The 25,911-nt window shown below is 66.8% G+C and carries 20 protein-coding genes, 1 tRNA gene and 1 pseudogene; 15 read left to right on the top strand and 7 right to left on the bottom strand.

Annotated features, from left to right (window positions below):
* Nucleotides 1-89 precede the first annotated feature (89 nt).
* From L1892_RS11050 to L1892_RS11035, 4 genes are all read right to left on the bottom strand, one after another.
* Nucleotides 90-1,610: an MDR family MFS transporter gene (locus tag L1892_RS11050; protein ID WP_372475000.1), complete on the bottom strand. Its 1,521-nt coding sequence runs from the start codon at nucleotides 1,608-1,610 to the stop codon at nucleotides 90-92.
* A gap of 240 nt (nucleotides 1,611-1,850) precedes the next feature.
* Nucleotides 1,851-2,708: a Bax inhibitor-1/YccA family protein gene (locus L1892_RS11045; RefSeq protein WP_235723640.1), complete on the bottom strand. Its 858-nt coding sequence runs from the start codon at nucleotides 2,706-2,708 to the stop codon at nucleotides 1,851-1,853.
* A 130-nt stretch (nucleotides 2,709-2,838) separates the two neighbouring features.
* The gene (locus L1892_RS11040) at nucleotides 2,839-3,525 is read right to left on the bottom strand and encodes a TetR/AcrR family transcriptional regulator (RefSeq protein ID WP_235723639.1); all 687 of its coding nucleotides are present in this window, start codon (nucleotides 3,523-3,525) and stop codon (nucleotides 2,839-2,841) included.
* A complete protein-coding gene (locus L1892_RS11035) occupies nucleotides 3,479-5,782 on the bottom strand; it encodes an MMPL family transporter (protein ID WP_235723638.1) in 2,304 nt (767 codons plus the stop codon). The genes L1892_RS11040 and L1892_RS11035 overlap by 47 nt, the downstream gene beginning before the upstream one ends.
* A gap of 180 nt (nucleotides 5,783-5,962) precedes the next feature.
* Between L1892_RS11035 and L1892_RS11030 the strand changes: the two genes are divergently transcribed.
* Both L1892_RS11030 and L1892_RS11025 read left to right on the top strand, forming a co-directional pair.
* A complete protein-coding gene (locus L1892_RS11030) occupies nucleotides 5,963-7,081 on the top strand; it encodes a phosphotransferase family protein (protein ID WP_235723637.1) in 1,119 nt (372 codons plus the stop codon).
* The gene (locus tag L1892_RS11025) at nucleotides 7,078-8,202 is read left to right on the top strand and encodes an Rv3169 family protein (RefSeq protein WP_235723636.1); all 1,125 of its coding nucleotides are present in this window, start codon (nucleotides 7,078-7,080) and stop codon (nucleotides 8,200-8,202) included. Before L1892_RS11030 ends, L1892_RS11025 begins: the two co-directional genes overlap by 4 nt.
* A gap of 123 nt (nucleotides 8,203-8,325) precedes the next feature.
* Here the strand turns inward: L1892_RS11025 and L1892_RS11020 are convergent, their stop codons facing one another.
* Nucleotides 8,326-10,593 carry a hypothetical protein gene (locus tag L1892_RS11020; RefSeq protein ID WP_235723635.1) on the bottom strand — a complete coding sequence of 756 codons (2,268 nt, stop codon included), beginning with the start codon at nucleotides 10,591-10,593 and terminating at the stop codon, nucleotides 8,326-8,328.
* A 421-nt stretch (nucleotides 10,594-11,014) separates the two neighbouring features.
* On the opposite strand from L1892_RS11020, the gene L1892_RS11015 reads away from it, so the two are divergent.
* From L1892_RS11015 to L1892_RS11000, 4 genes are all read left to right on the top strand, one after another.
* Nucleotides 11,015-11,088: transfer RNA gene (locus L1892_RS11015), tRNA-Leu, on the top strand.
* A 25-nt stretch (nucleotides 11,089-11,113) separates the two neighbouring features.
* On the top strand, nucleotides 11,114-11,743 hold the full coding sequence (locus L1892_RS11010; RefSeq protein ID WP_235723634.1) for an amidohydrolase family protein: 630 nt from the start codon (nucleotides 11,114-11,116) through the stop codon (nucleotides 11,741-11,743).
* A 421-nt stretch (nucleotides 11,744-12,164) separates the two neighbouring features.
* Complete coding sequence (locus tag L1892_RS11005; RefSeq protein WP_235723633.1) at nucleotides 12,165-12,335, top strand: hypothetical protein; 171 nt, start codon at nucleotides 12,165-12,167, stop codon at nucleotides 12,333-12,335.
* A gap of 249 nt (nucleotides 12,336-12,584) precedes the next feature.
* Nucleotides 12,585-13,082: a hypothetical protein gene (locus tag L1892_RS11000; protein WP_235723632.1), complete on the top strand. Its 498-nt coding sequence runs from the start codon at nucleotides 12,585-12,587 to the stop codon at nucleotides 13,080-13,082.
* Nucleotides 13,083-13,092: 10 nt separating this feature from the next.
* On the opposite strand, the pseudogene L1892_RS25090 reads toward L1892_RS11000, so the two are convergent.
* Nucleotides 13,093-13,227 (bottom strand): annotated as a pseudogene (locus L1892_RS25090) (mycothiol transferase); the annotation flags it as partial.
* 712 nt (nucleotides 13,228-13,939) lie between these two features.
* Between L1892_RS25090 and L1892_RS10990 the strand changes: the two are divergent.
* Nucleotides 13,940-15,538: a hypothetical protein gene (locus L1892_RS10990; RefSeq protein WP_235723631.1), complete on the top strand. Its 1,599-nt coding sequence runs from the start codon at nucleotides 13,940-13,942 to the stop codon at nucleotides 15,536-15,538.
* A 379-nt stretch (nucleotides 15,539-15,917) separates the two neighbouring features.
* On the top strand, nucleotides 15,918-17,387 hold the full coding sequence (locus L1892_RS10985; RefSeq protein WP_235723630.1) for an alpha/beta hydrolase family protein: 1,470 nt from the start codon (nucleotides 15,918-15,920) through the stop codon (nucleotides 17,385-17,387).
* Nucleotides 17,388-17,416: 29 nt separating this feature from the next.
* Here L1892_RS10985 and L1892_RS10980 read toward each other — a convergent pair whose 3' ends face one another.
* On the bottom strand, nucleotides 17,417-17,875 hold the full coding sequence (locus tag L1892_RS10980) for a QcrA and Rieske domain-containing protein (RefSeq protein ID WP_235723629.1): 459 nt from the start codon (nucleotides 17,873-17,875) through the stop codon (nucleotides 17,417-17,419).
* Nucleotides 17,876-18,042: 167 nt separating this feature from the next.
* Between L1892_RS10980 and L1892_RS10975 the strand changes: the two genes are divergently transcribed.
* From L1892_RS10975 to L1892_RS10945, 7 genes are all read left to right on the top strand, one after another.
* Entirely contained in the window at nucleotides 18,043-18,933 is an 891-nt protein-coding gene (locus tag L1892_RS10975) for an AAA family ATPase (protein WP_235723628.1), read from the top strand.
* A complete protein-coding gene (locus tag L1892_RS10970) occupies nucleotides 18,930-20,024 on the top strand; it encodes a vWA domain-containing protein (RefSeq protein ID WP_235723627.1) in 1,095 nt (364 codons plus the stop codon). Before L1892_RS10975 ends, L1892_RS10970 begins: the two co-directional genes overlap by 4 nt.
* 161 nt (nucleotides 20,025-20,185) lie before the next feature.
* Entirely contained in the window at nucleotides 20,186-20,665 is a 480-nt protein-coding gene (locus L1892_RS10965) for a (2Fe-2S)-binding protein (RefSeq protein WP_235723626.1), read from the top strand.
* Nucleotides 20,662-23,070 (top strand): xanthine dehydrogenase family protein molybdopterin-binding subunit, encoded by a 2,409-nt coding sequence (locus L1892_RS10960; RefSeq protein ID WP_235723625.1) that lies wholly within the window; start codon nucleotides 20,662-20,664, stop codon nucleotides 23,068-23,070. The genes L1892_RS10965 and L1892_RS10960 overlap by 4 nt, the downstream gene beginning before the upstream one ends.
* Nucleotides 23,067-23,921 (top strand): FAD binding domain-containing protein, encoded by an 855-nt coding sequence (locus L1892_RS10955; RefSeq protein WP_235723624.1) that lies wholly within the window; start codon nucleotides 23,067-23,069, stop codon nucleotides 23,919-23,921. The genes L1892_RS10960 and L1892_RS10955 overlap by 4 nt, the downstream gene beginning before the upstream one ends.
* 2 nt (nucleotides 23,922-23,923) lie before the next feature.
* Nucleotides 23,924-24,610 carry an SRPBCC family protein gene (locus tag L1892_RS10950; RefSeq protein ID WP_235723623.1) on the top strand — a complete coding sequence of 229 codons (687 nt, stop codon included), beginning with the start codon at nucleotides 23,924-23,926 and terminating at the stop codon, nucleotides 24,608-24,610.
* 110 nt (nucleotides 24,611-24,720) lie between these two features.
* Complete coding sequence (locus L1892_RS10945; RefSeq protein WP_235723622.1) at nucleotides 24,721-25,905, top strand: alpha/beta hydrolase; 1,185 nt, start codon at nucleotides 24,721-24,723, stop codon at nucleotides 25,903-25,905.
* Nucleotides 25,906-25,911: the final 6 nt, after the last annotated feature.

The following is a 25,911-nucleotide window of genomic DNA, read 5'->3' as shown; positions in this document are numbered from 1 at the left end:
CGCTGACGGTTTTTACCCCAGAAGTGGCCGAGCCCTCCACGCGTTTGTGGAGGGCTCGGTCATACCCGGGGGGAGAGAGAAACCGCGGGTCAGCGGTCGACGGCCACCGATTCGGGTAGATCCGCGGTCGCGTGGGATTCCGGCTCGTCCACCGCGTGCGGCTTCCGCACGAAACAAACGATCGCGATCAGTACGAAGCTGAGCACCCCGGCGACCGTGAACACGCGCTGCACACCGTGGCTGATCGCTTCGGCCTCGACGATTCCGGCATCCTGATCCGCGGTGGCCACCACCGTCATCACCGTGATGAACAAGGCGGTGCCCGCTGCGCCGGCAACCTGCTGAAAGGTGCCCAGGACGGCAGAGCCGTGTGAATACAACCGCGGCTCCACCGACCCGAGCCCCAGCGTCATCAACGGCGTGAACGTGGCGGCAAGCCCGAGGCACAGCAGCGCGTTGGCACTCATCAACAGCCACGGCGATGTCGAGGGGTTCACGCCGACGAGCAACCACACACCCGCGCTCACCGTCATGGTGCCGGGGATCGCCAGCACGCGTGGACCCTTCGCGTCGTAGATGCGACCGACCAATGGTCCGGCCAAGCCCATGATCAGGCCGCCCGGCAGCGTCAGCAGCCCGGTGGTCAGCGGGTCCAGACCCAGCACCGTCTGCGCGAAGTACGGGACGACGATGAAGGTGCCCAGCATCGTGGCCATCGCGACCACCATCGCGCCCATGGCCAACGAGAACTGTGCGGAACCGAAAACGCGCAGATCCAGCAAAGCGCGATCACTGCGCTGCAGCACCAGCTGCCGGGTGAGGAACGCGGTCAGCGCCACGACGCCGACGGTGAACGGAATCCACACCGGCACGGCGGCATCGGCCTCGGCCGACTCACCGACCCCGGCCAGGCCGTAGACGAGACCACCGAAACCGAACACGGCCAACGGGATCGACAGGTAGTCGATGGGCGCGGCCACCCGCTCCCCAACCGGGCGGACCAACACCGCCCCGACGATCAACGCGAGCACTGCGATCGGCGCGACGAAACCGAAGATCCACCGCCAACCGAAATGATCCAGGATGAAGCCCGACACCGTCGGCCCCAGCGCCGGCGCCACCGCGATGACCACGGAGATGTTGCCCATCATCACGCCACGCCGATGTTCGGGCACCACGGTCATGACGGTGGTCATCAACAGCGGCAGCATGATCGCGGTACCCACCGCCTGAATGACCCTGGCCACCAGCAGGATCTCGAAACCCGGGGCGAGACCGGCCACCACCGTCCCGATGCTGAACGCAGACATCGCGACGATGAACAGGGTGCGCGCTCCCACGCGCTGGATGAGGAACCCGGTCAGCGGGATGACCACCGCCATGGTCAGCATGAACGCCGTCGTCAGCCACTGACCCACGCTGGGCGGGACGTCGAGGTCGCGCTGCAGCACCGGGATGGCGATGGTCATGACGGTCTCGTTGAGGATGACCACGAATGTCGCGACCAGCAGAACAGTGATCAGCAACAGGTCGGGTCGGGAGAGCGCGTCGGCGCGACGTGTGGGTAGAGGGTGAGCAGCAGTCACCGATGAGGTCCTTTCGTGCGGCATGAAGTGTTGACCGATGTGGCCGGCGCGATTCATCGCCGACCGGTGACTGCTCAGCACATGAGAGCGAACGCTACCAAGACCACACGATGTGATGCGAGAACATTTTGCGTGCCTCGGGTCGCCGGGCTGACCTCGGTGGTGGCGCGCGACCCGCTGTTTCCCATACGGCCGCCGAGCCGGACACGCAGCCGGGCCCCGCACCAACAGTGCGGGGCCCGGCTGTGCAGGGTCGGGTCGGACCTACTCGGAGTTGAAGTAGCTCAGCAGACGCAGGATCTCGACGTAGAGCCAGACCAAGGTGACCGTCAGGCCGAGTGCGACGCCCCAGGCGGCGCGCTCCGGTGCGCCGGCCCGGATCAGCCGGTCGGCGGCGTCGAAGTCGAGCAGGAAGCTGAAGGCCGCCAGGGCGATGCACACCAGCGAGAAGATGATCGCCAGCGGGCCGCCGTCACGCAGGCCGAACCCCTCGCCGCCGTTGAAGAAGCCGATCACGAGGTTGCCCAGCATCAGGACGATGACGCCGATCATGCCCGCGAAGAGCATGCGGGTAAAGCGCGGGGTGACGCGGATGGCGCCGACCTTGTACACCAGCAGCATCCCGAAGAACACACCAAACGTGCCGAGCACGGCCTGCCCGATCAGTGCTCCGGCCGACGTGTCACCGGACACCATCCAATTCGCGAACACAAACGAGATGGAACCGACGAACAGACCCTCGAGCAGTGCGTAACCGAGCACGATCGCCGGGTTGTCCTGCTTCCGGCCGAAGGTCGCGACGAGGACCAGGGCGAGGCCGCCGAGCGCGCCGACGAGCATCAGCGGCGTGGCGAGCGCTTCGTTGGAGTTCACCAGGAAGTACGAGACGATCGCGGAGATCGTCAGCACCCCCAGAGTCATTGCGGTCTTGGTGACCACATCGTCGATGGTCAGCTGGCGGCTGACCGACGGCGCCTGCTGCGTGTACGGGTCGGCTTGCTGCCCGTACTGATTCCACATGGCACCCTGACCGGCGGCGGCCGTCCCGGCGCCGAACCCGGCGGGGCCGGTCTGGTTATCGCGGACCACGCCGCGCATAACCGGGTTGCTGCTCTTTCGCACCTACGTGCTCCTTCGTGCTCGATTGGTCTGTGGTGACGTCTGCAGTGACAACGTGTACAGCTGCCGTCAGGTTCCGACTTTACCTTCTCTTGACCCGGACCGTCTCTCGCTGCTCCCCGCGGGCGCCCGGTCAGGGCTGCACACGCCGCAACGCACCCAACCAGCTGCGCGCTTCGTCGCACCGGAGGTCCAGGCCGAGCATGCCCAGGGTGGTCCGCCCCAGACACACCGAGCGCAGCAACGTCTCGGCCAGGCGGAGATCGGGGCCCCAGGACAGCTCTGGTTTTGCCAACATCAGCGACGCGACACCGTGCGCCGCGGCCCACAGCTCGAGCACCACCTCGCCGACGTCGGATTCCGGAAAGAAGCCCTCGTCAGCGAGCTCACCGACCGTCGCCGCGATGCGGGTGAAAGCCGACGCGGAGAGCACCTCGTCGACCTTCGACAACCCGGGCTCCGACTGCCGGAACGCAATCCGGTAGAGCACCGGGGTCGACATCGCGAACCGCACGTACGCCATGCCCAGTTGCAGTGCGCGTTCGAGCGGATCATCGAGCCCAGCGGCGACCGCTGCGAACTCGCCGTCGAGTTGCTCGAAGTAGCGGGCACACACCGCGTCGAGCAACGCGTCCTTGTCGGCGAAATGCAGATAGATCGACGGCGGTGTCACACCGACGCGCGAGGCAACGGCGCGGATCGACACCGCTGCGTCATCCCCATGCTCGACCAGCAACTCGGTTGCCGAGGAGATGATCTCCTCGGCGAGCAGTTCACCCGATCCGCGGGGTGATCTGCTCCTCTTCGGAATGCTCTGCACTGTGCTCCTGTGTCGATGGTCGGCGTGCGACCGGCGCGTCCGGCCCGGGTCCCTCCGACAACCCGATCCTGTCGTGCAGCTGTCGTAGCGGCCCCGGTGCCCACCAGTTCGCCCGGCCGGCCAGCCGCATGAACGCCGGCACCAACAGCATCCGGATGATGGTGGCATCCATGAGGACCGCGAGAGTCAGTCCCACCCCGAACATACGCATGAACGACACCTCGGATGCCGCGATCCCGGCGAACACGATGCTCATCAGTAGCGCCGCCGCGGTGACCACCCGGCCCGTGCGGGCCAGTCCCACCGCCACGGCGTGATCGCTGTCGGCCCGTGTGCGCTGCGAGGCGAGCCACTCCTCACGGATGCGCCCGAGCAGGAACACCTCGTAGTCCATCGACAGGCCGAAGGCGATACAGAACATCAGGACCGGCATCGTCGCGACCAGATAGCCGGTCGCCGTGGTACCCAGGCCGGCGGCATGTCCGTCCTGGAAGAACCAGACCATCGCACCGAACGTCGCCGAGAGCGACAAGATGTTGAGCACCAGCGCCTTCAGCGGCAGCACGACGCTGCCGGTGAACAGGAACAACAGCACGAATGTGGCCACCGCGATAGAGCCGAGCACCCATGGCAGATGCGCGTAGATCGAGTCGACCGTGTCGGCGTTCGTCGCAGCGAGGCCGGTGAACAGCACCTCCACGCCATCCGGTGACTCGACGGCCCGCAACGCGTCGAGCTGATCTCGTCCGTCTTCACGCATCGGTTCGGCGCTCGACGCCACCGAGACGATCGACACGTCACCGCGCTGGTCGCCGGTCGAGCCCGGCCCCACGGCCTGTCCGTCGACGAAAGTGCCTGTCGGGGTGGTCACCGAGTCGACGCCGGACACCTGGGACAGCTCACCGGCATACCCAGACAGCGAGTGCGAATCCCCGACACCCGAGGCCACGATCGTCACCGTCGACGACAGATCCTGGGCGAAATCGTCGCGGACCTCCTGCGCGATCACATGCGCCGACGCCGAGGGGGGCAGGACGCGATCGTCAGGGAACCCGAACCGGATACCCAGGAACGGCGCTCCCAGGACGAGCAAGATCGCCGTCACCACGAGCGCGACCGGTAGTGCGTGGCGCAGCACGAACTGCACCATCCGATACCAGCGGGTCTGTTCGATCGGCTGCGGTGTCGGTGCCGCGCGGCCGAACAACCGCCGAACCGGTCGCCGCACATCGAGGGCATCCACCCGCGGACCGAGCACCATCAGCAGTGCTGGGGTGAGGATGAGCGCGGCGGCCGCAGCGACCACCACGACACCGACGCCGGCATAGGCGAACGAGCGCAGGAAGTACATCGGGAAGATCGCGAGCGCGACGAGCGCCAGCGCAACGGTCACCGCCGAAAAGGCCACGGTCCGTCCCGCTGTCGCCATCGTCGTCACGATTGCGGCCGGGCGATCCGACCCCCGCGTGACCTCCTCGCGATAGCGGGTCACGAGGAGCAAGGTGTAGTCGATGGCCAGGGCCAGGCCGAGTGCCGTCGTGAGGTTGAGCGCGAAGATCGACACATCGGTGAGTTCGGCGATGACACGCAGCAACGCGAAGGTCCCGACGATGGCGACGATTCCGATGACCACCGGCAGGGCTGCGGCGACCAGACCGCCGAACACCACGATCAGCACCAGGAAGCTGATCGGGATGGCAATCCCCTCGGCTATCGCCAGATCCTTCGTAGTCTGTTCGTTGACCTGGTTGAACACCAGCCCCTGCCCGCCCACGCGAACCGAGATCCCGTCCCGGTCACCGGTGAGCTGCTCTTCGATCTCACTGGCGTAGGCGGGGGCGTCCTCTTCCCCGCCGTCCAGCGTGGCGATCACGAGTGTCGACGACGAGTCCTCACTGACGAGCGCCGGTGCGAGTTCCGGGTTGCCCCAGACCGACAGGATCGGTCGCTGCACATAATTTTTGGCGGCGAGCTCGGCGACGATGGAGTTGCCCACCTGTTGCGCCTGCGGGTCGGTGGACATGTCCATACCCGGCGGGCCATCGAGTTTCACCACTACCTGCATGCCCCCACGACCGAATGTGTCATCCAGGATCTCGTCGGCACGGGCCGAGGCCGACGTCGGATCGCTGTAACCACCGGACAGCAGGTGCTGCGCGGCCGTCGCCCCATACAGCCCGGCCAGCACGAGCAACAGCACCGCCCCGGCGAGCACCGCTCGCGGGGCGCGTAGGACCAGCGCCGTCGTCTTCGCCATATCACTACCCCCCGGAGCGTTTGGTTATCGCCGTTAAGTTATCAGCATTAATCGAACGGGGTCAATCGTTCCATCGGACGAAAAAGCATGTGCGGTATCGATCACGCGGAACCCCCCCGCCGCTCAAGTGAAACGTGTTCTAATTCACTCCGCCTACCCCCTCGTCCGATGGATGTACCGATGCCCTCTATCGAGTCGCCCGATCCCAGCGAGATCGCGCGCCCCACGTCATCCCGCCGCGATCCGGGGTGGCTTCGTGACCGCCTCGACGATTGGCTCCCCGCGACAGTCGGCGGACCGGCGACCATCACCCGCCTCGAGATCCCCTCGGCCAACGGTATGTCCAGCGAGACGATCGTGCTGGACGCCCAGTGGTCGGGAAGCGCCCACGAACTGGTGGTACGCGTCGCCCCACTCCCGCAGAGCGATCCCGTGTTCCCCACCTACGATCTCGATCGGCAGTTCCGGATCATCGAGCACGTCGCTGCCACCACCGGCGCGGCGGTGCCTCCGCTGTACTGGTCCGAACCCGACCCGGAGCCACTGGGCGCGCCGTTCTTCGTGATGGGCCGGATCGACGGCCTCGTGCCACCGGACGTGATGCCCTACACCTTCGGCTCATGGTTGACCGAGGCCGACGACGACCAACGACGCACCCTCGCCGAGACGACGATCGCCACTGTGGCGATGATCCATTCCGCACCGGTCCCCAAGGAGTCGCTCGACCTCCCGGGCCCGGGCGAGACGCCCCTGGCCGCCCATGTTCGCCGGCTGCGCGAGTTCTATACCTGGACCTCGGCCGGACGCGCGGGTTCCCCGCTGATCGAGCGTGGATTCGATTGGGTGATGGCGCATCTGCCCGACGAATCGGACCCGGTGCTGACCTGGGGGGACGCCCGGATCGGCAACGTCATCTACCGGGACTTCACGCCGACCGCGGTGCTGGACTGGGAGATGGCGGCCTACGGCCCTCGGGAACTCGACGTGGCCTGGTTGATCTTCCTGCACAGATTCTTCCAGGACCTCACCGAGATGGCGGGCATGCCGGGACTTCCCGACTTCTTGGCACGCGACGACGTCGCGGCGACGTACACGCGAGTCAGCGGCCACGAGCTCCGTGACCTGGACTTCTATCTGACCTATGCGGCGCTGATCCACGCCGTCGTGATGTTTCGTATCCAGTCCCGCGCCATCCACTTCGGGCAGGCCGAACAACCCGATGACACCGACGACATGATCATGCATCGCGCCACGCTCGAGGCGATGCTCGCCGGAACATACTGGGAGAACGTGCGATGACGCTGTCCCCGATGGACGACTACCCCATTCATCAGGTCGCCGAGGTCATCCGCCATGTGCAGACCTCCGATCGCAACTTCTACGACCGCTACTACTTCAACTGCCACGGCCCGAGTGCGGATTTGCCGTGGTTGATCATCGGACTGGGCGTCTACCCGAATCTCGGTGTGGCGGACTGTTTCGCAGTGGTGCGTCATCACGACGAACACATCGTCGTGCGCGCATCCCGGGCGCTGGGAGCCGATCGTAGCGATCTGCGGATCGGCCCGTTCATCATCGAGATCATCGAAGGGCTGCACCGTCTTCGGGTTGCGCTCGACCGCGGACACGGCGACCTCGCGTTCGACCTCGTCTTCGACGCGGCCGGCCCTGCGGTTCTCGAACCGCGCCATTTTCAGCGGCAGATCGAGCGGGTGTTCTTCGACACTCAACGATTTGTGCAGACGGGCACCTGGCGCGGGGCATTGACCGTCGACGGCGAGTCGTTCGAGGTCACCGGCCCCGACTGGCGCGGCAACCGCGATCGATCCTGGGGTGTGCGACCGGTGGGCGAGGCAGAGCCACCCGGCCGGAAGGCCGACGCGAACGTGTCCGGGACGTTCTTCTGGATCTACTCGGTGATGCGGTTCGCCGACTTCTCGATCGTCGTCGTGGTTCAGGAGACCGAGACGGGCGAACGAGTGATGGACGACGCGCGCCGCGTCTGGGATGACCCGGATCGCGAACCCGAGTGGCTCGGCCATGTGGCCCATGACATCTCGTTCGTTCCGGGTACCCGCGACGTCGCCGCCGCCACCCTCCGCTTCACCCGCCCGACCGGGGTGGTCACGACCGTGGCCTGTCGGCCCCAGCTGGCCAATCACCTCGCGTTCGGCACCGGCTATGGCCTGGAACCGGATTGGCGTCACGGTATGTGGCAGGGCGAGCTGAAGGTCGAAGACCTCCACCTCAAGGTGTCCGAACTCGATCCCACGATGAAGATGTTCTGTGTCACCGACCATCTCACCCAGTTCGTCGCAACGATCGACGACGCAGCGGTCAGCGGCGATGGGCTGTTCGAATTCGCCGCGATCGGGCCGCACGAACAATACGGATTCACCGACTACACCGATACGGCGTAGCGAGGCCCGCGGCCAACAAATCTACGACGGTGTGGGGATCGCCACGATAAATCGCGCCCCCTGACCAGAGGTCAACGCCGACACGACCGATCAAAGCGTGTCGGCGTTGATCCCCGCCACCGATCAGGCGGCAGCACCGTCACCGCTGTCGGAGCCACTGCTGTCAGAGGTTCCGACGTCCGCGCTGCCGTCGGGGCCGGCAGCGCTGGAGCTGCCGGTATCCGAGCTGCTGCTGCCTGCGTCCGCGGCGTCTGCGCCGGCGGTGTCTGCGCTGCCGCTATCCGAGTTGCCCGTGTCGGACCCGGCGGTGACGGTGCCGGCATCCGAGCCCGTCCCCTCAGAACCGACATCGGTGGTGGCGTCATCGTTCGCGGCGTCTGACGACTCCCCATCATCGGCACGGTGGCGCCCGACGTATGTCGTCGAGGCATCCGTTGTGTCGGTCGGTGCGTACCGTTCGTCGGGCAAGGCATGGCGACCCACGCTCGACGGTACGGCGGTCTCGACCGCGCTCGGTTCGACAACGTCCTGCGGAGTCACCGCCAATTGACTGGCACTCTCTGTGGCGTCAGCGAGCTCGGAGGTGACGTCGGCGGCCTTTGCGGAGGCTGCGGCGATGGCGCTCGAGCCCTGGTTGACGGCCTCGGTGGCGGCGTCGGCGATGGCCTGAGACACCTCGGTGGCCGTCGGGGTCACGTACTTGGTGAACAGCGGGCTGAGTACCGACTCGAGCGTGCCGATCGGGTCGCTCAGGACTCCGCCGGTCGGATCTTCGATCTGTGCCAGCTGGAACAGCATCTCCGGTGTGAGAGTGATGACCGAGGTGGGAACGTCGCCGAGCAGTTGGGAGATGGCATCTGGGATGGTCGACGATACGGAGCCAGAGGGGGCGGACCCCACTTGGAATCCCGGTAGACCCACACCCATGATCGACGGCCCGCTCACGCCGAACCCGTTGGGACCGACGTTGACCGAACCCAGCGAGTACACCACCGGCACCGTCACATCACCGAGAGTGATGGCCGCGATCGTCCATCCCGAGTTGTAGGAGAAACCATCGGGTCCGAGGTGCGAGGACTCCAGCAGGGACGTCTGTTGGGCACCGACTCCCAACGCGGGAAGTGACCAGGTGGAGGTGCTACTCCCGAGAACCGAGTCCACCGACTGTCCGCTGGTCGTCACCAGGCCGGGGCTGAGCTGCATGCCGGTGGTGAACAGGCCGTCGGGCAGGCTGATGCCTGCGGCGTAGACGGGGACCGTCGCGACATAGTCGTCGGCTCCGCTGCTCCCGGGCACCACCACCTGGGTCGCGGCGGCCAACCATCCGGCCTGGCCGCCGAGCGCTCCGGTGTAGGAGCCGCCGGCCTCACGCTGGGTGATGGTGAATCCGCCGACATCGATGCCGTCGAGAGCCGACAACGCGTCAGCGACTCCTGCGTTCGGATCGTAGATGGTGGTGTGCACCTGGTTACCGTCGCCGTCGGTCTCGCCAATCCACACGTAGTCGTACTTGGGTATACAGATGCCCCACCTGCAGGTTTCACCGACCTTGACCAGTTCCTTCGATCCGTTGGAGACCACCAGCGCATCCGGCTGATTCAAATTCTGCCCGAACAACGCCGTGAGCTGTTCGGAGGTGATTCCGTCCATCCTCACCTGGTCCTGGCTGATCCAGGTGGTACCGCTGGCGCCCAACCAGTTGACGGTTCCCGTCCAGTTCGAGGTGGTGCGGCTACCGGTCCAGAAGCCCAGCGCGTCGTCGATCGACGGAATTCCGGTGAGCTGACCGGCATCCTGGTCGACTTTGTTGCCGCCGAGGAGCTCCGCCGCGTCGGCGAGGCCGTTTTGGATACCCGTGTCGAGGTTGACGAGGTTCAGTCCGACCAGCGCCGTTCCCATCTTCGAGTACACCGTCGCCCCGCTGCCGAGCGTGTCGGCCAGCGGCAGCGCCGACAACGCCTGCGCCACCTGCGGGCTGATCCCCGACAGCGCAGTAGACGCGCCGGGGACGTGACTGGTGTCGGGCACGGCGAGCAACAGCTGCCCACCCTGGGTGAGCGCCTCCAGGAAGTTGAGTTGCTCGGTGCTGGTCGAGTACTCGCTGGTGACGACCGGAACCCAGCCATCGGGCAACACTGATGCGGCCGGTGCCAGCATGGCAACCTGGGTACGCCCGAGGTTGTCGGCGATGACGATCAGATTCTCAACAGTTGTGTAGCTGTTCTCGGCGATCGCCTGCGACCCGATCGTCTCGGCACCAGCGGCTCCCGCAGCACCGACGCCCACCGCGATACCGGCGCTCAGGGCCACCACCGCCTTTTGCACCCGACGCGACTTACGCGCTTCGCTCCGCTCCCGCGCCCGCCGCTGTTTCCGGTTGTCTGCCAACATGATCGTTCCCTCCGCACCGCCGCTTCACGCGCCTCAACACGCGCGATTGAAGATATACAGCACCGAGTTAGCAATCGGAAACTTCGGGCAGCTAATTAGATCCTTTGGGGAACGGGCCGGGTCGCGAACTGGCAAACGATCCAGGCGCAAGGACCCGGCAATCAGCCGATGGAACGTCACACCTGCTGACTTGTATCGATTCGCCTTTGGTTTACTGGCGATCTGTGATCAGCCCCTCCCGGGAGGTGATCAACAAGAGGAGGAAGAGGCTGCCGCCATGTGGGTCGGCAATCTGGTGTGCGTCTCGGAATCATGCAGCCATTCGCAGGAGTTCTCCCGCTCTGGGAACGCGCCGCACCGTCGAGCGCCTGGGCGCGCCCGGAGGCGGCTCATTCTTCGTGCATGGCATGCTGTCATCCGGGCCCCCATAGCCCAATTGGCAGAGGCAGCGGACTTAAAATCCGCCCAGTGTCGGTTCGAGTCCGACTGGGGGCACCGCATCAGCGCAGGTAGAAGGACTATGAGCCTGGCCAGGGCGCTCAGCCTCCGCGACCGCGGTCCTACCCCGGCGCGTAAGCGGTTTACGCCGTGGATTGTCGGTGGCGCGTGGCAGCATCTGGTGAAGTGGCTTCTCCGCCGACAAAGAAGGAGCGCCAGGTGCTCAACCTCACCGCCGCGGCGTACGACGTTCCTGCGTAACCGGCGTGTCGGAAGCTGTGCGTCAGAAACCAGCCTTCGACACCTTAGATGCGATCGCTCCAGATCCGCGCGGAGAAGATGGACGATCGCATCGCGCACCGGCGCGAGCAGGCAGCCCGGAAGCCAGTCGGGCAGCGTGGCCGCCACCGACCTTCTCGACCGCGGACTGCTGCACATTCTGTCGTCCGACTATGTGCCGTCGAGCCCACTGCAAGCGGTGTTTCAATTGGCTGCCGACGGCGTGCTTCAGCTGACCGACGGCGCCCGACTGGTCAGCGGGAACCCGGCTCCAGCAGTCGGCTTGCACGACAGAGGGCAGATTGCCGTCGGTAAGCGCGCCGACTTGGTTCGTATTGCGGCGCATACGGTGTCGACGACACCCAGCCACCTGCGCGGACGGCAGGTACCGGTCGTTCGAGCGGTCTATCGCGAAGGCATCCGAGTCTCGTGAGTGCGCTGGGGCCGGGAGCGTTCGTAGCTGTCGTGGGCGCCAGCGGCGTCGGCAAGGACTCGCTCATCGACTACGCCAAGGCCCGTTGCGACGCCACGTTAGTGCGCAGAGTGATCACCCGCCCTCCCGGTGACGGTGAGGTGCATCAACCGGTGAGCGTCGCGGAATTTGAAGCACGGTGTGCGCGTGGCGAGTTCGCGGTCCGCTGGACGGCTCACGGCTTGCGCTACGACATCCCACACACGTCGACGATGCCGTGCGGACCGGACGCACCGTCGTCGCCAACGTGTCACGCGGTGTGCTCGAGGAGCTGGCGACACGCTATGCACGGCTGGCCGCGTGCGGGTGAGCGTGTCCGACCCGGTGCGCCGAGCGCGCCTGCAGGGCCGCGGACGCGAATCGGCGCGACGTCACCGACCGCTTGGCACGACCCGACCCGGCACCCGAGCACAGTGGCGACTTCGTCATCCACAACGACGGCGCTCTCGACGATGCCGGCGACGAGTTCGTGCGAGTGCTACGCACGGTTTCCCACCCCGTGCAGGCCGTCGGTGACACCCGACTGAACACCCCGCGTCGACCACTCGAATGACAGACCCGATTCGGGTATAACGCCACCGCCTCGCGCGTCGATATCCATCATGAGCGACCCAACCATCCCGCACCGGAGGCACTCATGCACCATCGCAGAGTTTTTGCCGCAGTCGTTGTTCTGACGCCGCTCATTGCGGCCGTCGCAGCCTGCAACACAAGTCAGTCCACCCCCGCGGCTGAACCAGCGCACACGGTCACCGTTACCGAGTCCGGCGCGCCCGACACGGCGGCTACATCCGGCGCTCCGGTGGCTCCGACGTCTGCCGACTCGACCAAGTTGGCACCGGGGACAACACGTACCGACCAGCAGCAACACCGTCCCGTCACCGGCACACCGACAAAACCATCGCGCGACGACGCCAATGTCGACGCCCGCGATTTCGAAACGGCACCGGGGCAGTACTTCTTCCGCTCCCCCAGCGGCAACGTGTGGTGCGCCATCCGCGTCGACGGCGACGACAACCCGCCCTTCGGCTGCCAGGCGGCGTCGTCGGTGCCGGCTTCTTCGGGAGTCACCTGCCGCAACACGGCCAACCATTCGTATGCCGTTCGCATCGACGGTGACAAAGTCACGCAGTTCTGCACCTCTCAGGGCATCTTCACCGCGCCGAGTCCACGCACCCTCGCCTACGGCCAGACGATCATGGTGCGTGGCAACTCATGTACCTCAACTACGGCGGGCATGACCTGTTATGGGCGCAGCGGTTTCATCATCTCGCGCGATGTGAACCGGGTGCTGCCCTAAATACGGACACCTACAGCAGCCCACGAATGTAGGCGGCCTGCCCGATGTGTTGCGCGTCGTCGTCGAGCACACTGACCAGTCGCACCCCCATGGTGACCGCGGGAGTCCAGTTATCGTCGACGACGACGTCGAGGTCGGCGTCGGTTGGGTCAGCACCCGAATGGCCGGTGAAACCACCGGGCGGTGGTGACTTTTCGCCCGGTGGGAGCGGTATCACGCCGGGCCACCCCGGATTGCGATAGACCGGCGCAGCCGCGCCGTAGCCTGACACGTTCTCGTGTAGGGTGAATTATGTTGGTGTGCACTGATTTCAACCGAGCGGCGGCGCTTCGGCCCTGGCGTAGAATTCATGAACGAGCCTTCATAGATGTTGGTTTGAGTTTCGGCTGGTAACCGTGGGCACGGCCCCAGGTATGGGTAAGCCCCTGGTGTGGTGGGGTTTCGGCCCTAAGCCTCGATCCACCGATCGAGGTTAAGATGCCCTGGAGACCGTCTGCCGTCAGCACAACTGCTGCCAGACAGAGTTTATGGCGCCCATGCGGGGACGAAGTCGCAGGTTCGGACGGTTCGCTCGCGAGCGGGTCGTAAGTACTTAAGATCCGCCCAGTGTCGGTTCGAGTCCGACTGGGGGCACTGTGTTGGCGTCCGATCCACGATTGTTCGATCGGGCGGCAACGGAGCCGACGACCATTGCTCCAACTATTGTCGTACCCCGTCGATACTCTGGATCTGTTCGATGACGCCGCGCCGGTGCCGCATCCTCCGATGCTGGTGGATCGTTGTTGTCGGACCCCATCGTTAGCCTGATTGTGGTTGCTGATTCGTTGCCCGCCGCCGTCTCATAGAAGGGTCGTCTGGTGTTCTCCTTCACCGATCACGACGCCGATGACACCGTGTTGTCGGCGCCGCTCGATGGTGTCGCCGACCAGATGGCCTACGCCGACGGAGTGCGCGACACGCTGCGCTTGAGCCGCCAATCCGAGGCCCGCACCGTGCTCGGTGCCGGCATGATCGGCGACCGCGCCTACAACGACCGCCTGAACAGCCACGGCCCACACGCCAACTCCGGCTCCCACACCAAAGCCCACAAATACGCCATCGGCGAGATCTCCCTGCAACTGGGCATCACCCGCGGCAAAGCCGGCGAATGGGCCTCACTGGCACACATGCTGGCCGACCTGCCCAAAATCCGGTTGGCCTACCTCGCCGGCGACTTCAGCACCCACCGCGTCACCGAACTGGCCACCAGCTCGCAGACCGCCCCCAAAGGCAACCTGCGACCACGCCTCAACGACATCCTCGACCAAGCGCTCGGTCCCCGACCCGACACCCCAGTCGAGGAACCCACCCCAGACGCAGACGCGTGCGCCGACGGTGACGGTGACGCGAGCGTTGACGGCGACAGCGACCCGGACGGCCGCGACGAGACACCCCAGGACCCGGCCGAAGCGCCCGTCGATTTCGAAGACATCGCCCTGGAACTGGCCTACCGGCCCACCCCCGACACCGTGCTGCGCGACGAACTCGACAGCGCACTGATCAGCCTGGACCCCGACGCGCACGCCCAAGCCCGCGAAGACGTCGCCCAAGCCTTCCAGAACGTCACCTTCGCCAAAGAAGCCTTCGGCCACATGCAAATGTCGGCCTGCCTGAGCGCCGAACACGCCATCCACCTCCAACACCGCATCGCCGACCTCATCGCCGAACGCGTCTGCCGCCGCGACCCCCGCCGCGTCGGACACCGACGCGCCATCGCCCTCGCCGAAATCCACAGCGTCCCCGACGTGCGCCTGGAATGCGCATGCGGCTACGACACCTGCACCGCCCGCACCCGCAAGCGGGCCGCCGACGCGACCCCGTCGGTGGCGGTCGACGACAACGCGGTCACACCCGAGACCACGGCCACGCCCGTCGACGAGAGCACGGACTCCGCCGGCACCGATGAGCCCACCGAACCCGACACCACTACGGTCGAACCTTCTGCCGCACAGTCGACTTCCACCGACACCGCCGCTGATCCGACATCCGACGACGACCCCGGCGACGGTAGCGAATCAACAACGTGGACCGCGCGATGCGATGCACCGACCCCCGACGTGCGCGGACCGTCAGCCGACTGCCCCGACAACGTGGGGTCTGCACACAACCCCACCGAGGTCGACCCGCTCGCACACCACCACGTCGCCGAACACACAGTCGACGACGAAAGCCCAGGCCACCAAAGCCCACCCGACGGAAAACGACGCCCAGTCAACGGGAAACAGCGCCCAGTCGACGGGAAACGACGCCCAGTCAACGGAGAACAGCGCCCACTCGACGTGCGGCGGGTGCGCTGGAACGAGTCGGTACCTGCCGTCCTCGCACCGGCACCGGCGGTGCTCGAGCCCCGCTGCGCGGCGACCCCGCGCGTCCACCGGATCTTTCGCTACCGCGACTATCGCTGCCGACACCCGTAGGCGCAGGGCCGTCTCGCACGCGAGGCACAGCTATGCGCGGCGTCCACACCCGACCGCAGGGGCCGGGCGTTGACGCATGCACATCTGACGGCCATGACCCGACTACGAGCCCCCAGAAATGGGGTCAGTCATCTACATTGACGATTCAGGTTCATACATTTGGTCGATAGATTTGCGATTTCGAATCTCCGTAACGTCATCAGAGGTATCGGGCATCGCACGGTACGAAGCATTGCTGCACTCAGCCCCGCAGCACCTATGTGACGGAGAAATGACATTGGCGCACCGCGGTAAGCATCGCCGACCAGCACAGTTGTCAACGAACCGATTCCGGAGCACATCGACGCGCGCGACAGCGGTATCGGCCGTCGCCGGAGCCGTGTGCATCGCGACGCTCGGTCCGCTCGGACCCGCATCGGCGGGCGCCACCGCCGTCGTCGACGACCTGATCGACGACGGCATCGTCTACGACGCGACCGACGACACCAACGGCCTCGACTTCCTTGACGACGTGCCCGGAAGCGCGATCATCGTCGTGACCCCGGGGACCGATGACGCAACGCTCTTCCCGCGCATCTATCCACTCATGGGCAGCCGGACCACCCTGGTGGTCAACTATCCCGAGTCGTTCGGTCCCATCATCGCCGGCAAGACCGGGACACTGCCCTTCCTGGCGCCGCTCTATGACGACTCGAAAGACGTGGCAGTCGACCGCAATCTCGACGTCATGCGCGCGTTCGCCGGCGCAGCGCCGGGAGGGCCTCCGATGGTGGTCTACACCGGCTACTCGCAGGGCGCCGACGCCGTCGGCAATGCAGCCGAAATCGCCCACGAGGGTGGCTACCTCGATCCCACACGGACACGGATCGTCTTGGTCTCCGATCCGCGCAGCCCGTGGGGGATCAAGTCGTGGCTGGCCGATACGCCGATTCTGCCGCAGATCGCCGGCGTGATCGGCATCGAATCCGACGGGGCCCGCAACCCCGGCGCGACCGGGAACACTCCCGTGACGTCGGTGATCGTCGTCGGCGACCCCGTCGCCAACTTCCAGTGGGTGTGGTACCGGCCCGTGTCGTCGCTGATCGTCGACGCCGCAGGGTTTCTCACCGTCCACAGCGGCAACGGACCGCAGACATACGCCGACATCAACCGGTTCGACGACCCGACGGTCTACCACAGCGTCGACGGCAACACACGCTACGAGGTGTACGACGTCGGACATCCACTCGCGCTGGCCATCCAATGGGTGCACGACGAACTGGGCATCCCCTACACCGCCGATGATGTCGAGGACTGGAACCGGGCGGCCGAAGCCTTCTATCCGATGCAGCGACCCGGAGTCGAGGACTCGGCCGTCCCGGTCACGGCTGCCCCCACCCCATACAGCGTGACGATGACCTCCGCCGCGGCCACCGGTGCGCCTGATACGGGAGCCGACCAGAGACAGTCCCGCGCTGCCACAGACACATCGGCGACTGATCCCACCGATGATCCGTCTCCCACATCCGCCCGAATCAGTCCGAGCACGTCGGAGATCGCCGCGGCACCAGACCCGGTACCGCAAGCACCAGAGCCGACGCCGCCCACGACACAGTCCACGCCGCCGTCCGTCGACACCGGGCCGAGCGTCGACAACCAGGTACCGGCCCCGACCGTCGTCGCGGACTCCCCGGACGACCACGCCGACAACACGCCGGACACGACCGGACCCAGTGCTGAGTCCGCGTCGGGCAGTGCCGATCCGGACAGCGGGGTCGCGCCCGACACCGTCAGTTCACCGGAGACGGACACCTCGCCGGAAACTGCGGCGTCCACCGACGACGCCTCGGCGGGCTCGACCGAGAACTGACCGGCGGCGACGAACAACGCCGCCGGGCGTCAGCCCAGCGTGACCTTCCCGTCGGCGACGCTGATCGGTCGCGATGCCAACGGCTCGGTCGCGGGGCCTTCGATGACACTGCCGTCCTCGGCGGAGAACTTGCTGCCGTGACAGGGGCAGATGATCTCGTTGTCGGTGACATCGCTGACCGTGCAGCCCTTGTGGGTGCAGACCGCGGAGAATGCGTTGTACTCCCCGTCGGCAGGGTGGGTGACGACCGTCTTCACCGCCTCCATCACCACACCCCCACCGACGGCGATAGAGGCGGCATCGGGCAGCAGCCCGCCATCCCCGGACGATTCGGCACCGGACGAATCGGCATCGGCCGTGGTGGTGGACGCCGAATCGGTGTTGTCGTCGGACCCGCAGGCCGCGAGTGCGGCCGCACCGGCAACGGCGGCCGCACCGCCGAGCACCTTGCGTCGTCCGATCGTAATGGGCATGTTGACGTTGCTCATGACTCTCCCGGGCTGTGGGTAACTGGCATGACCTCGCGTTCATCGTGCCAAACATCGGGAGCCGCCACACCCGGGCCGCAGGATTGGCCGCAACGCGATCTCCCGGACGTCACGGCGATGTGCGCGGTCCCGACCTACCGGGCCGCGTCTGGGCATAGGCTCGCGAGGTGACCGACGCACGACCCGCCGCCGGATCGCCGCGCGAACTCGCGGCGGCTCTCGAGTCCACCGGCTATCTCGCCGATGACGGTCTGGCCATGGCCGCCTTCCTCGCCTTGCGAATGGGACGACCCCTGTTCTGCGAGGGCGAACCGGGCACCGGCAAGACCTCACTCGCGGTAGCACTGGCCGAGGCGTTGCAACTGCCACTGATCCGGCTGCAATGTCACGAGGGCATCGATGCCTCGCAGGCTCTCTACGACTGGGACTTCCCGCGTCAACTGCTGCACCTGCGCACACTCGAAGCGGCCAGCGGCGGCGCTCTGGACGCCGACGCAGCCGAATCCTCGCTCTACACCGAACGTTTCCTGCTCGCCCGGCCGCTCCTTCAGGCACTTACCGACGCGCCCTGTGTACTCCTCGTCGACGAGATCGACCGCGCCGACGACGAGTTCGAGGCGTTCCTGCTCGAGTTGCTGGACGAGAACGCGGTGACGATCCCCGAACTCGGACACATCCGGGCCGCAACGCCGCCACTGACGATCCTGACCTCCAACCGGACCCGTGAGGTGCACGACGCGCTCAAACGCCGATGCCTCTATCACTGGCTACAACACCCCGACCTGGACCGCGAGATCGCCATCATGCATCGCCGGGTACCGGGCATCGCCGACGACCTGGCCACCCAGGTGGCACAGGCAGTGCACGTCCTGCGCGGCCTGGAGTTGCTGAAACCACCGGGCGTGGCCGAGACCCTGGATTGGGCACGCGCCCTGCGCGAACTCGATCGTGATGTGCTCGACGCCGAGATCGCCGCCGCCACCCTCGGTACCGTCCTGAAGTACCGCGAAGATCTCGATCGCGTCGCCCGCGCCGGGCTGGACCGTCTGCTCGCATGACCGGCGAGCTGGTCGGCGTCGCTGGGTTCGCGCGGACCCTGACACACGCCGGGCTGCCGGTCGCGACCGACTCCGTCGAAACGTTCCTCCGCGCGCTGCGCGAGATCGACCTCGCCGACGTCGACGCGGTGTATTGGGCCGGCCGGGCAACCCTGTGCCGTGACCCGGACGACCAGCCGCGCTTCGATCTCGCCTTCGACGCCTGGTTCGGCGATCAGGTCCCACGCGCCACCCGACGCCCCACCCAGCCCAAGCACAGCCCGATGGCCGCGCTTCAGACCGCCGGCGAACAGCGCACGGACGGATCGGGGCCACAGCTGGCGGTGGCCGCCGACGACACCGAGGTGCTGCGCCACCGCGACATCTCCTCGCTGTCGGCGGCCGAACGCGCCCACCTCGCCGAACTCATCGCGGAGTTGCGGCCGCGCCCGCCGCGGCGGGCCGCCCTACGTCGTACCCCGGCCCGGCGGGGACGGGTCGATCCACGACGCACCGTGCGCGACATGCTCGCCGCCGGGGGCGAACCGGTACGTCCGAGCCACCATCGATCCGCCACCCGGCCACGCCGCGTGGTACTGCTGTTGGATGTCTCCGGATCGATGAGCCCCTACGCCGATGCCCTGCTGCGCTTCGCGCATGTGGTGACCCGCGCGAACCCGTCCGGGACCGAGGTGTTCTCCCTCGGCACCCGGCTCACGCGACTCTCGGTGGCGTTACGCGCCCGCGATCCCGAACTGGCACTCGCCGCTGCCGGTCGCGCCGTGCCGGACTGGGCGGGCGGAACCCGGCTCGGCGACACACTGCAGGCTTTTCTGGACCGGTGGGGTCGACGGGGATTGGCGCGTGGCGCGGTGGTGGTGATCTTCTCCGACGGTTGGGAGCGCGGCGATCCGGCGCTGCTCGGGCAACAGATGGCACACCTGCATCGCCTCGCCAAGGCTGTGTTGTGGGTCAACCCGCACGCCGGTGCGCCCGGCTATCAGCCCGTGCAGGGCGGGATCGCCGCCGCACTACCCCACCTCGACCTGCTGCTCGCCGGACACTCGCTGGCGACGTTGCAGGAACTGCTGGTTGCGGTCCGCGAGGCCTGATTCGTGTCCCGCAGGACACCAGCTCATAACGGCGACGAATCCGAGGCGCCGAGTACGGATTCCGCGATTTCGGTGATCTGGGACACAGTGGTGGCGCAGAGTGACGGTGGAAGGTTTCGCCCGGCGCCAGCCCACGATTGCCGGCATGCATTGGAGGCCCCATGCGCATCACCCTCACCGTCGACGGCACAACCTACACCGACGACGTCGAACCACGGACGCTACTCGTCCATCACCTACGCAATCAGCTGGGCAAGGTCGGCACCGTGGTCGGTTGCGACACGAGCAACTGCGGCGCCTGCACCGTCCTGCTGAACGGACACAGCGTCAAGTCCTGCTCGGTCCTGGCCGTGCAGGCCGACGGCGCCGACGTCACCACCGTCGAAGGGCTCGCCCGCGACGGCGCGTTGCATCCCGTGCAGGCGGCATTCCGCGACAACCACGGCCTGCAATGCGGTTACTGCACTCCCGGCATGATCATGTCGACGATCGATCTGCTCGGCGACAACCCGAGTCCCGATGAGCACGCGGTACGCGAAGGCCTCGAAGGCAACCTGTGCCGCTGCACCGGCTACCAGAACATCGTCGCCGCCGTCCTCGACGCCGCCGACAAAATGCAGGCCACGGGAGGTGCCCAGTGACCGCGACCGTCGAACCGAGCGCTGCCGCCGAACACGAGATCGGCAAGGCCCGCGTCCGCAAGGAAGACGACCATCTCATCACCGGCCGTACCCGCTGGACCGACAACATCGTGCTGCCCGGCATGCTGCACATCGCGATCCTGCGCAGTCCGATGGCGCACGCACGCATCGCAAGCATCGATGCCGAGGCGGCCAAGCAGATGCCCGGCGTCGTCGCCGTCTACACCGGTGCCGACCTCGCCGAGGAGCAAGCCTCCCTGCCCAACGCGATGCAGATCACTCCGGATATGAAAGTCCCGCCGGCCCCGTCGCTCGCAGTCGACACCGTCCGGTTCGCCGGCGAGGCGGTCGCGATCGTCGTGGCCCGTGATCCGTACGCCGCGCACGACGCGTTGGAGAGCATCGACATCGACTACGACGACCTGCCTGTCGTCCTCGATCTGGCCGCCGCCGCGCAGGACGGAGCCGACCTGGTCTATCCGGACATGGGCACCAACGTCCAGGCGGTGTGGGTGTTCGACTCGGCCGAGGCGGGCACCGGCAGCAGTGTGGAGGACGCGATCCGCGATTCCGAGGTCGTCGTGGAACGCACGCTGCGCCAACAACGCCTGATCCCCGCGTTCATGGAGCCGCGGTCGGCGGTCGTCGACCCGACGGGCCCCCAGATCACCATGTGGTCGGCCACCCAGGTCCCGCACATCCTGCGATTGATGCTCGCGATGACACTCGGCATCCCCGAACACAAGTTGCGCGTCATCGCCCCCGATGTCGGCGGCGGATTCGGCGGCAAGCTGCAGGTGTGCCCGGAAGAGGTGCTCGCACTGCTGATCGCCCGGCGCCTGGGCAAGCCGGTGAAATACACCGAGTCGCGCAGTGAGTCGATGCAGGCCGCCCACCACGGCCGCGACCAGATCCAGAAGCTCACCCTGTCGGCGAAACGTGATGGCACGGTCACCGGCATGAAAGTCGAGTTGCTCGCCGACATGGGCGCCACCCTGCGGGTGTTCACCGCTGCGGTGCCCATCCTGGGCGCGTTCATGTACAACAGCATCTACAAGTTCCCGGCTTATCACTTCTCCTGCACCAATGTCTTCACCAACAAAGTGCCCACCGACGCCTATCGCGGTGCCGGACGTCCGGAGGCCACCTTCGCCATCGAGCGGATGATGGACGAGCTCGCCACCGAACTCGACATGGATCCACTCGCGCTCCGCGAGAAGAACTGGATCCGCCACGAGGAGTTCCCGTTCGACACCGTCGCCGGATTGACCTATGACACCGGCAATTACGAGGCGGCGACCGAAAAGGCGAAGGAGCTGTTCGACTACGAGGGACTACGTCGCGAACAGGCGCAGCGCCGCGAACGCGGCGACACGGTGCAACTGGGCATCGGCGTATCCACCTTCACCGAGATGTGTGGCCTCGCGCCGTCGCGGATCATGGGTCAGCTCGGCGGCGGTGCCGGCGGGTGGGAACACGCCGCGATCCGGATGCTGCCGACCGGCAAGGTCGAGGTGGTCACCGGCAGCTCAGCCCACGGCCAGGGTCACGAGACGGCGTGGAGCCAGATCGTCGCCGACCGACTCGGCGTGCCCTTCGAGGACGTCGAGGTCTTACACGGCGACACCCAGACCTCGCCACGCGGACTCGACACCTACGGTTCGCGCTCCCTCGCGGTCGGTGGCATGGCCGTCGTCAAGGCAGCCGAGAAAGTGGTCGACAAGGCGCGTCCCATCGCCGCGCACCTGATGGAGGCGGCCGAGGACGACCTCGAGTTCACCGACGGCAAGTTCACGGTGAAGGGCACCGAGAAAGCGGTCGGCATCACCGATGTGGCGCTCGCCGTGTTCGCCGCGCACGACATGCCCGAAGGCGTTGAGCCGAACCTCGATTCGGAGGCGACATTCGATCCGGAGAACTTCTCGTTCCCACATGGCACGCATCTGTGCGCCGTCGAGGTGGATACCGAGACGGGGTTCGTGAAGATCCGCAAGTACGTGTGCGTCGACGACATCGGCAGCGTGGTCAATCCACTCATCGTGGAAGGACAGGTGCACGGCGGTCTCGCCCAGGGCATCGCGCAGGCCCTGTACGAGGACGCGATCTACGACGAGTCGGGCACGCTGCTGTCCGGATCGTTCGCGGAGTATCTGGTGCCGGGCACTCCGGATCTGCCGCACTTCATCACCGACCGCACCGAGACCCCGGCCACCGGAAATGTGCTGGGCGTCAAGGGGGTCGGCGAGGCAGGCACCATCGCCTCGACACCCGCGGTGGTCAACTCGGTCCTCGACGCGCTGCGCCACCTCGGGGTGACCGAGGTCGAGATGCCGTGCAGTCCGATGCGGGTGTGGAAAGCCATCGAGGCGGCCCGCTCCTCGTCCACCCAGGGAGGTGCCAAGTGATTCCGTCCGAGTTCGAGTACGTCGCCCCGACCAGCCTGGCCGAGGCGCTGTCCGCACTGGCCGACGCCGGCGAGGACGCCAAGGTCATCGCCGGTGGGCAGAGCCTGATGCCGGTGTTGCGGCTGCGGTTGAACTCACCCAGCACGATCATCGATCTCGGCCGGATCGAGGAACTGCGTGGGGTGCGCGATGACGGCGACGCGCTCGTCGTCGGGGCGATGACCACCCATCACGACGTCATGACCGATGCTCTCGTCGGCCAACACGCCACGCTGCTCGCCGAGGCCACCGCGACGGTGGCCGACCCGCAGATCCGCCACCGCGGCACATTCGGCGGTTCACTCGCCCACGCCGACCCGGCCGGCGATCTCGGCGCGGTGGCCGTCGCTCTCGACACCACCATGACCGTCGCCGGGCCCAACGGCCGACGCAGCCTCGGTGCCGAAGAGTTCTTCACCGACATCTTCACCACCGCACTCGAACCCGACGAGATCCTGGTCGACATCCGCATCCCCAAGCACACCGGTTGGCGCGCCCACTACGAGAAGTTCCACCGGGTGTCACAGAGTTGGTCGATGGTCGCGGTCGCCGCGACCGTCGACGTCGACGGCGGGACCATCCGCAACGCCGCGGTCGCACTGACCAACATGGGCGCGGTACCGGTCAGGGCCCGCGGAGTGGAGCAGGCGCTGGTAGGGCAGTCCGCAGACATCGACGTGATCCGGGCGGCCGCCGACCATGCCGCCGAGGGCGCCGAACCGATGAGCGACACCAACGCCGACGCCGAGTACCGCACCCACCTGGCGAAGGTGCTCACACGCCGAGCCGTCGTCACCGCAGCGGGAGTCTGACCATGCAGCTTGAACACGCCTTCTCCGTCGACGCACCGATCGACGACGTCTGGAATGCCCTGATCGATCCCGAGAGGGTCACCGGGTGCATGCCCGGTGCCAGCCTGACCGGGGTCGATGGGGACAGCTTCACCGGCCAGATCAAAGTGAAGATCGGCCCGGTTGCCCTGGTGTACAAAGGCACCGGGACCTTCGTCGAGAAAGACGAGAGTGCCCACCGCGCGGTGATCGAGGGCAACGCCAAGGAATCCCGCGGCCAGGGCACCGCCAAGGCATCGGTCACGATGACGCTGAAGGATGAGGGCGACCAGACCACCGGGACCGTTGTCACCGACCTGGCCATCACCGGCAAACCTGCCCAGTTCGGTCGGGGCATGCTGTCGGATGTCGGCGGCAAGATCATCGACCAGTTCTCGTCCTGCCTGTCGAAGAAACTCGGTGAACCGGCGCCGGCCGCGCAACCGGCAGCCACACCACCGTCAGGCGGGCAGCCGGCTGAATCCGAGGGCGCCGGGGCTGCCGCAGCCACCACCCCGGTCCAGCCGTCCACCGAGCCGCACGCCGAGGCAGAGGCGCTTGACCTCATGCAGTACGCCGGCGGCTCGGTGGCCAAGCGCGCGGCGCCGCTCGTCGGTGCGTTGGTTCTCGGCGCGATCGTGTTCATCCTGGTACGCCGTCTCCGTAGCTGAGATCGATTCCCCCATCCGGTTGAATCGCGCGGACAACGGCCCGCCGCCGGTGTAGCGTCTGCGACGCAGACCCTGCCGGTCCGGAACCGGGTGGGGACACGGGGGTGATCGTGGCAATTCGGACGACGTTGTGCCGCATGGTCGCCGGCGGTGCATCGATCATGGTGGCCTGGGCCGCCGCCGCGCCGACACAGGCGGCGCCCACGCAGGCGGTACCCACCGTTGTCGCCGCGGAGGTGATCGCCGACGGCCCGATGGTCGTCGACGGCGCGAGCACCACCTCACGCATCCGATACACCTCCACCTCGGTGCGCGGCGTGCGCACCGAGATGACCGGCACCCTCACGCTGCCGAGCGCACCGGCCCCGGACTCCGGATGGCCACTGGCGGTGTGGAATCACATGACCGTCGGCGGCGCGGATCACTGCGCCCCGTCTACCGCGACCACCACGCATCCGGAGCTGCCTCGGATGACCTCCGGTGATCGGGTCATCGCCCATCTGCTCGACGCCGGATTCGCGGTGGTGCGCCCGGATTTCGAGGGTATCGGTGGTTCCGGACCGCATCCGTACCTCATCGCGGGATCATTGGCGCGTTCGACCATCGACGCAGCGGTCGCGGTCTCTCGGTACGACTCCCGGATCAGCCACGACGTGGTGGTCGCCGGCCACTCGGAGGGCGCGGTCGCCGCGTTGTCGGCCGGCGCCCGCGAGGCGGCACAGTGGAATGGGTTACGGCTTCGTGCCGTCGCCGCACTGGCCCCACCGACGGAGGTGGCCGCAATCCTCGACGCATTGTCCGGCGTACCGCTGGCGGGCCCCGCGATCAATGAACTGGTCGGCCTGGCCGCGCTGTTGGGCAGTGGCGCGGCAGCAGCGGATCCGGATTTCGCCGACCTGATGACGCGCGGTGGTCTCAGTCGATCCGCGACCGTGCTGCTGCCCCACATCGAGGATCGATGCTATGCCGAACTCACCGAGCCCGGCTCCTTCGGCGGACTCGCACCGACCCAGCTACTCGGCCCCGCGGGCGCGCAGATGAAGGCGAAGCTGGTGGAGATACTCGAGCGCAACGACGTGCGGAATCTGCATATCCCCGCGCAGATTCCGGTTCGCGTGGATGCCGGATTCACCGACACGGTGGCACCGCAGCCTCTCGTCACGCGATTGGTCGACACCTACCGCCACAACGGAATGTCGGTGACCTACGTCGAGCATCCGGTCGGCCACGCCGGCGTGGCAACCGAGCCGGGTGCGGCCACCGACATCGCGCGGTGGTTGATCGCACAGGTGTGAAGCCCG

This window comes from Gordonia tangerina (assembly GCF_021556435.1).
Lineage (GTDB): Bacteria > Actinomycetota > Actinomycetes > Mycobacteriales > Mycobacteriaceae > Gordonia > Gordonia tangerina.
This window is presented reverse-complemented; position numbering and strand designations above follow the sequence as displayed.